This is a genomic window from Spirosoma endophyticum (assembly GCF_900112365.1).
Taxonomy (GTDB): domain Bacteria; phylum Bacteroidota; class Bacteroidia; order Cytophagales; family Spirosomataceae; genus Spirosoma; species Spirosoma endophyticum.
In genome coordinates this window covers 43688-50471 of sequence record NZ_FOLQ01000029.1, presented here as the reverse complement: position 1 = coordinate 50471, position 6784 = coordinate 43688, and the positions used below count along the sequence as shown (strand labels likewise).

The window sequence follows — 6784 nt, the reverse complement described above, 5'->3', positions numbered from 1 at the left end:
GCTTCTTGATCACCTCATTCACCCGAGGTCGAGTCCAAACCGCTCCCGAAAACCCATGATGCTCAGCCCCTTTGTTGAGTTCAGCAAGCAGTTGGACGATTTGTTCATTGGTTAAGCGGCAGTCGGGTCCACTGGGCTTTCGCCAAGTTAAACTAGCCTGGCCCTCTTGGCGATATTTTTTCAAAGTTCGACTGACCCAGCCCTGGGTCAGTCCCAGTGCTTGAGCAATTTTAGACTGCTTCCAGCCTTGTTCTTTCAATTCGGCACATCGCCGACGTAAAAGTTCGTAGTCAGATGGTTTGTACGCTGCCATACAGAACCAAAGAGTCAATCTTTACAAGCCTACTCACAGGTCAATAAGTTCTTTCAGTTACCCATACAAACCAATAAAAAAACGTTTGTATGGTAGTCGCAAAAACATATCTGATTCAGGTTGAAGAAGGCGATTTAGAAAGCCTTTTCGACCGTTGCCTTGAGAAGGCACAAAGAAAACGTGCAACTTCTATTCCCGTTAGCATAAAGCAAGAAGCTGACGAAGCAATCACGCCAGAAGAAACCGCCCAATTACTAAAGGTCTCAAAAGTCACCGTCTGGGATTGGACTAAACGCGGTATTCTCAAAAAGTACACCATTGGTAATCAGGTACGCTATATGCGTAGTGAAGTCATGGGCGCACTTACCAAAAAAGGAGGGGGTGTTACGGCATGAATATAGCACTCTCAAACCTCTGCCAGCTTGCCGATAGCGCAAAGATTGCAAAATATCCCACTGTCAAGCGTAATTATATTCCAAAGTCAAAGTACGACGATAGTACGGCGAACGGGCTTACAGCCTGCGTAATGGACTGGTTACGCCTTAACGGCCACTTTTGCGCGCGTATTAACACGGGTGGAATTTACGACGAGAAGCTACGAAAGTACCGTCCGTCGGGCGCAACACTTGGCGTCCCAGATGTGCTTGCCTGTATCCGTGGAATATTTTGCGGTTTTGAAATAAAGATAGGAACCGACAAAATGTCCCTAGAACAGAAAGATGTGGCTCGACAGATAGAGTCTTCACTTGGCTATTTTGTAGAAGTCCGATCCTTCGAGCAGTTCTACGAGTGGTACGAACAGGTTACAAAGCCACCCTTCGCCTGAATCCATCCGATTTTGTCAACTTGATTTATGCCATCTCGCGACTGCTTGATGCAGCCTGGTTACTCCCCCCTATGACGCGAAACAGGTCCGTATCACCACATACGAACCTGCGCTAAAACCCTGATACTATGGCAACTGAACACAAAGATAAAGGTACAAAATTACCTGACTGTTTTACAGCATCGGACGGTAAATTTTGGCGGCTTCATGCACCCTACGCCAGTAAACAATGGGTCGCTTTTGACGCTGGTGAAGACCCTGAAACCTCTAAACGCTATAAAGCCTATACAAACGAAGACGCAATAAGGGCTTTTGTTAAATCAGATGCAGCTAAAGGTTTTCGGCCTCCTCTTCAAAGTATGACCGACGAAGAAAAGGCCACGACGGATAACGTTGATTTTGATGCTGAAGACCAAACGCACACCGAAGAACCACCCCCCAACGGCCACAAATGGAGTGGACTATGCCGCATTGTTAACCGCTGCGATGGTACGCCCTACAGATCAAATAGGCCAGCCGCCAACTTGTTTGACGATTGAACAGGAGGACGGGACTCAACGCATTATCGGTACGCTAGGGAATGTCTCCTCCGTGACGGGAAAGTCAAAAGCGGGGAAAACATTTGGCGTTTCCGCTGCTGTAGCTGCGGCTGTTGCCTGTAGGCTTATCTTAAAAATTAAGGGTTCATTGCCTGCGGGTCAACGAACCGTACTACTTTTCGATACCGAGCAGAGCCGCTACCATGTCTTACGGGTGGTGAGGCGTATTTGTGCGCTTAGTGGTATAGCAGAGCCGCCGAACCTGATTGTATTTTCACTACGCGAATACCCCCCCAACGAACGGCTTGCCTTAATTGACTATGCATTTAATAACACACCCGGTGTTGGTTTAGTGGTGATTGATGGAATTAGGGATTTACAGGTTGATCCCGTCCTAGATTCAGAACAGAGTAGTAAAATTATAACCCATCTGCTTAGATGGACGACCGATCTTAACATCCATATTCTGACCGTTCTCCATCAAAACAAAACAGACAACAATTCCCGAGGGCACCTAGGTACGGAGCTAAATCATAAGGCTGAAACGGTCATCTCGATCACCAAAGACAGCAACGATAAAGAAGTATCTGTTGTAGCGCCGGAGTATTGCCGGGACCGGGATTTTGAGCCGTTCGCTTTCTCGATCAATGAGCAGGGTCTTCCTTTTCTGGTGGAGGGGTGGAAAGCCGATCAGCGTTCAACAAATCGAAAGGAAGCCAAAACTGCCGAAGCGTCGAAAGCCTCCCGTACCGTTACTCCTGGACAATTGCCAGCCGAAACGCATACAGTCATTTTGCAGCGGGCGTTCTCTGGTGTTACTCCCGATAAATATGGTGAGACCTGCCGCCGGATTAAAGCAGCCGCCGAATATTTCGGCCACAAGTTTGGAGACAACCGAGCGAAGGAGTTTGTGACTTACTACCTAACTAACCACCGGTTGAAGTTGGTTGATACAACCTACACGCTGAATTTACCTCCCGTCGAACTCACTGTTACTAACCCTATAGAAAGTGGTTTAGTTTAACCGGTTTAACGCCCCTATATATAGGGGGCGATTAAACCACTAAACTAGTTTAACGGAGCCATTTTAAACTAGTTTAAACCACTTGCTGACTTAAACCACTTTTGACATGACTAATCAGCAATTCCGTCCCAATCTACTAGACCTCCCCATTAGTTTTTTTGAATACGACCACAAGCGTAAAGCTTTCGCCAATTTTCCCGCCAGCATTACCACCCTTCGACGCATTGCCTTGACTAACTATTATCAGCCCATTACAGAAGCGATAAATAATGAACCAGACAAAACCGCTCAGGGAGAATTAAAAAAACAGTTGCCAGCTACTACACCTGCTTCACTCCTCCGCCATCGAAAAAAAGACACCCCCTTTCACGAATGAATCCTGCAACAATGGCCCGTGCTGATGGGTGATATAGATCGAAAAGACAACCCACATCTTGACATGGCCGAGCTAAAAAATCACATTGCCAGCTTGCCCTATGTTCTGCTATGTGCTTACTCAGTTCGTCGTGGGCTTTGGTTTGTGGTCCGGCTACCCGATAACCAAACGCCGGAAACATTAGCGGCTCACTTTCGCTATCTGCAAAAGCTGTTTATCCAAAACTTTTGGATAGCCCTCGACACAACCAAGGGAGGCAATCCAACCGATTTACGATTTGTTAGCTACGATGCTGAACCAAGGATTAACGAAAACGCTACGGCCATGATAGGTACGTATACCCCACCCGTTCCTACTTATCAGCCCGTTAACTACAGCCCTTCTCTAGGCAAAAATGATAAGCAGCTTTTGACAAGTCTGGTTCGCTCTACGCAGAATGCTCCAGACGGTCAACGCCACCAAACCTTACGAAACAATGCCATTGCCGCTGGTGGATATATTGCCGCTGGGCGGATGGACGAACAGACGGCTATTTATGCTTTCGAGACGGTAGCGAGTGAATGGCCTATGTTTAGCAAATCTCAAAAGACAATTCGGGATGGTATACGATACGGAATGAAAAAGCCGTTCGATGCGGCCAATCAAACTACCCATAAGCAGGTAAATCACACCGCTTACCGCCATCAATGGGAAGGTGTTACCTCCACGACCTTCCAGGAGGAATCAGTCACCAAACCAGCCCCCTATTGGAACAGTACGTTTACACCTCCCCCGTTTAGCTGGAATGGGAAAAATGTCTCCCGCTTCATTCGGTGGGCTGTTATCCCGGATGGATACACTGAACAGAACTGGCCGCCTATTACCAACTTAACTAATGAACAACAATGATGAAAAATACACTTAAAAACCAACCAACGACCTCCCCAGAATGGGTAGAGCTTATCGCCCCTAACAAGCCAACTCACTGGCAACGAGTCAGCCGGTTACTAGCGATGGCATCTGAAACCGAAAGCATCAACCTCCTGCATAAATTCAGCACAGGCCAGCGGGTCAGATTTGAACGATCCGGCATTTGTCTGCAATCGGCTACTATGCCAAGCCAGGACAGTAAGCGGTTAACGCACCTTTTAAGCTTTGAAGCCGACGGTTTCAAATTAATCGCCTTTGATCAGAAAATGGCATTGTACGGAAAGGGATTGGAAAGTTATCACTGTATGGCCGAGGCAATCAAACGAGGATATCTCCCGGTGGCGGGTATTCATCTGAACCCAAACAACACCCCCATTTATAATAAACAGGGTGAGCTGATCAACGTGATGGTGCTGGTGAATCAGGAGCACTCCAGCTTTTATCTCAACCCGGCTTTTGCGGGTCAACAGAATTCAACTCACGCGTCAAACTTCTAAGCCATCATGCTGACACTTTTTTATGCTGACTACGAACTAGCGCCAGTCTATGACGGAAACCATGTCCGCCAGGCCGGAACAGATTCACATCTGATGTTACCCGAACAGATTCTATTACATGCTCCTCTGAATCCCAACATAGCTAAAACCATTCATACGGCTGCCAAGGCCCGTACCGGTCAGCGGGGTTGTGTGTTTTGGGTCGAATGGCAACTTAGCCCCATACGAGGAATCTACTACGCCTTTGAAAAAAGTGCTGAGAACACTTATTTATTAGTCTTCAGTCAGCCAAAACGTGGTCATCAATTCCCTTTTCGCTTAGCAGTTACCCTAGTAGACGAATCATTTCCGATAGCGGCCAAACTCTGGAGTATCGTCACGGATCAATTAGCGGCCTTACCTCCGCTCATGCCGAAAAAGCAACCAGCCTAATTAATAGACAGCAAATCACTAACGAACCTTTTAAACAAATCACCTCATGAACAATCCACTGAATCAGTACAGCCCAATACAGAGCGCTTTAGCATTACTGCAACCCACCGTTAGCTACGCCCAAAAGCGTCAGGATGCCGACCGGAATCTGATGTTGCAATCAGCCATGACCCAGCAAAGCCAGCAACAGGTTGAACTGGCAAAACAGCAGGCACTATTGCAACAACAGGCCCAAGCGCAACTGGCCAGCGTTCCGTTTTTACCGAAAGATCAGGAAAGATGGCAGCTTCACCTTGACCAGTTGAAAAAGAAAATCAAGGACCGGGTGGAAGGTGACTTTGGCGGTGATTATGAAACCTACGCCAAAACCATGCTCGATCAGGACATTCAGAACTTTACATTGGATGCCCAGCGATCACCTCTGTACGCTAATGGTCTGCAACGACGAAGCAACTTTGTACAAGCCCAGAAGGACGCAGAGAGTGGCAAGATATTCCGCTCGGTCCAGTACAAGCTCACTAATGGTCAGACCAAAGTAGCGCCCTGGGAACAGGCGTATCTGGATTTCTCCAACGGTGATACCGAAGAGTTGCCCTATCAGGGAGCTTTTAAAGTGGACGGTAAGTGGCGGAAGCATTTCGATGAGGTGTACTCACCACGGGTTGATAAGTTGGGTAAGTTTCGGCCCGATCAGGCCACCCCGCAGGAAATAGCGGCAGTACTGACAGCAACCGAAGGACTCACGGCGCAGGACGCAATGGAATACCTGCAACGCACTAGTCCGATGCTGGCACCTGTGTACTATAAATTTGATGCCGCCGATCCGTATCACCTTGAAGAATTGCGCCAGGGTAGAGAGCGTAATTCCATTGCAAAAGACAGGAACTCCATTGCTCGTGACCGTAACGCAATAGCAAAAAAATCTTCCGAAGGTGGTCAAATAGACATGTGGGACGCCACCTTCAATATCCCGGATAACGTCATTACCCGAAACCCAGATGGCTCACCAGGAGCCGTTAATGTTACAATGTTCGATGGTAGTATGAAACCAGCAGGATCAGCAAGCTACAGGGCTTTACTGGGAAGGCAATCGGTGAATCACTGCTAGAATCTACTGGCGCTACCTACGACAATAAAACACATACGTATCGCGGGGCGGGTGGCTCTGCTTTTGTCCGTGTGCCTAACCAAGCAGGAGGGTTTGATTTACAAACCACAGACCTGTCAGGATTGAATTATGCTACAAAGCCCGGAAATGTCTACAGGTACGAAACAGCCCCTACGGAATACGAAAGAGCAACCGGACGAAAGCCGTACAAGTATATGCAGGAGCAGACCATTACCATCTCATCCGATGAGGCTAGAAAGTCCAGCATTGGGCCTTTATTTACAGGTGCTTTTAGCCTTGGTCATGATTATTCGTCAGGTTACAGTGCCTTTGGCAATGTTGATAGTCCCACGGGAAAGGGAGCTTACAAAAAAATAGAGCGAAACGGAGAAACCCTTTACCAGTTCAAGGTCATGCAACCCATTTCCCCAACCATGCTGGACCGGCAGGAGGCTACGTTTCAACGAATGAATACCCAGACTAAAACCGGACAAGCTGTTTTGCGAGATGCGGACGACGATCTAAATTATTATTAAGCTAAAGTAGGTGAAATTTCAGAAAGGGAGATGTGGCAATATCTGCCCTTTCTGAAATCTTTTCGCATAATAAAAGGAAATTACTTTACATTGACCAAATTCCGCTCACAGTAATATTAAGTTTTGTGCGATAACCTTTACAGTACTAACGATAATAGAAGGTTTCATTAGTTCAAAATGCAATCAATACGTAATAAAGATCGCGCTTAATAAATTAGTTTGAC

General features: G+C 47.1%; 11 protein-coding genes. 10 read left to right on the top strand and 1 reads right to left on the bottom strand.

Going from position 1 to position 6784, the window contains the following annotated elements:
• A partial coding sequence (locus tag BM202_RS32585; RefSeq protein WP_143100731.1) for a helix-turn-helix domain-containing protein occupies positions 1 to 313 on the bottom strand: 313 nt, incomplete at its 3' end.
• An 89-nt stretch (positions 314 to 402) separates the two neighbouring features.
• Here BM202_RS32585 and BM202_RS32580 point away from each other — a divergent pair.
• The 10 genes from BM202_RS32580 (at position 403) to BM202_RS32540 (ending at position 6560) form a co-directional block, all read left to right on the top strand.
• Positions 403 to 708, top strand: a complete 306-nt coding sequence (locus BM202_RS32580; RefSeq protein WP_093834146.1) for a helix-turn-helix domain-containing protein — start codon at positions 403 to 405, stop codon at positions 706 to 708.
• A gap of 394 nt (positions 709 to 1102) precedes the next feature.
• Positions 1103 to 1255 (top strand): hypothetical protein, encoded by a 153-nt coding sequence (locus BM202_RS37940; RefSeq protein ID WP_218160640.1) that lies wholly within the window; start codon positions 1103 to 1105, stop codon positions 1253 to 1255.
• A 12-nt stretch (positions 1256 to 1267) separates the two neighbouring features.
• Entirely contained in the window at positions 1268 to 1678 is a 411-nt protein-coding gene (locus BM202_RS37625; RefSeq protein WP_177236776.1) for a hypothetical protein, read from the top strand.
• Positions 1668 to 2702, top strand: coding sequence for an AAA family ATPase (locus tag BM202_RS32570; RefSeq protein ID WP_218160639.1), 1035 nt, complete (start codon positions 1668 to 1670; stop codon positions 2700 to 2702). The genes BM202_RS37625 and BM202_RS32570 overlap by 11 nt, the downstream gene beginning before the upstream one ends.
• Before the next feature lie 106 nt (positions 2703 to 2808).
• The gene (locus BM202_RS32565; RefSeq protein WP_093834140.1) at positions 2809 to 3078 is read left to right on the top strand and encodes a hypothetical protein; all 270 of its coding nucleotides are present in this window, start codon (positions 2809 to 2811) and stop codon (positions 3076 to 3078) included.
• A gap of 63 nt (positions 3079 to 3141) precedes the next feature.
• Positions 3142 to 3966: a hypothetical protein gene (locus BM202_RS32560; RefSeq protein WP_093834138.1), complete on the top strand. Its 825-nt coding sequence runs from the start codon at positions 3142 to 3144 to the stop codon at positions 3964 to 3966.
• Positions 3963 to 4484: a hypothetical protein gene (locus tag BM202_RS32555; RefSeq protein WP_093834136.1), complete on the top strand. Its 522-nt coding sequence runs from the start codon at positions 3963 to 3965 to the stop codon at positions 4482 to 4484. Before BM202_RS32560 ends, BM202_RS32555 begins: the two co-directional genes overlap by 4 nt.
• A 6-nt stretch (positions 4485 to 4490) precedes the next feature.
• Positions 4491 to 4916 (top strand): hypothetical protein, encoded by a 426-nt coding sequence (locus BM202_RS32550; protein ID WP_093834134.1) that lies wholly within the window; start codon positions 4491 to 4493, stop codon positions 4914 to 4916.
• A gap of 46 nt (positions 4917 to 4962) precedes the next feature.
• On the top strand, positions 4963 to 6024 hold the full coding sequence (locus BM202_RS32545) for a hypothetical protein (RefSeq protein ID WP_093834132.1): 1062 nt from the start codon (positions 4963 to 4965) through the stop codon (positions 6022 to 6024).
• Positions 6025 to 6095: 71 nt separating this feature from the next.
• Positions 6096 to 6560 carry a hypothetical protein gene (locus BM202_RS32540; protein WP_177236774.1) on the top strand — a complete coding sequence of 155 codons (465 nt, stop codon included), beginning with the start codon at positions 6096 to 6098 and terminating at the stop codon, positions 6558 to 6560.
• Positions 6561 to 6784 lie beyond the last annotated feature (224 nt).

What these genes read in the sequence shown, in the direction of transcription:
- BM202_RS32580 (WP_093834146.1), top strand. Translation starts at nt 403, where the DNA reads ATGGTAGTCGCAAAAACATATCTGATTCAGGTTGAAGAAGGCGATTTA.
- BM202_RS37625 (WP_177236776.1), top strand. Translation starts at nt 1,268, where the DNA reads ATGGCAACTGAACACAAAGATAAAGGTACAAAATTACCTGACTGTTTT.
- BM202_RS32565 (WP_093834140.1), top strand. Translation starts at nt 2,809, where the DNA reads ATGACTAATCAGCAATTCCGTCCCAATCTACTAGACCTCCCCATTAGT.
- BM202_RS32560 (WP_093834138.1), top strand. Translation starts at nt 3,142, where the DNA reads ATGGCCGAGCTAAAAAATCACATTGCCAGCTTGCCCTATGTTCTGCTA.
- BM202_RS32555 (WP_093834136.1), top strand. Translation starts at nt 3,963, where the DNA reads ATGATGAAAAATACACTTAAAAACCAACCAACGACCTCCCCAGAATGG.
- BM202_RS32550 (WP_093834134.1), top strand. Translation starts at nt 4,491, where the DNA reads ATGCTGACACTTTTTTATGCTGACTACGAACTAGCGCCAGTCTATGAC.
- BM202_RS32545 (WP_093834132.1), top strand. Translation starts at nt 4,963, where the DNA reads ATGAACAATCCACTGAATCAGTACAGCCCAATACAGAGCGCTTTAGCA.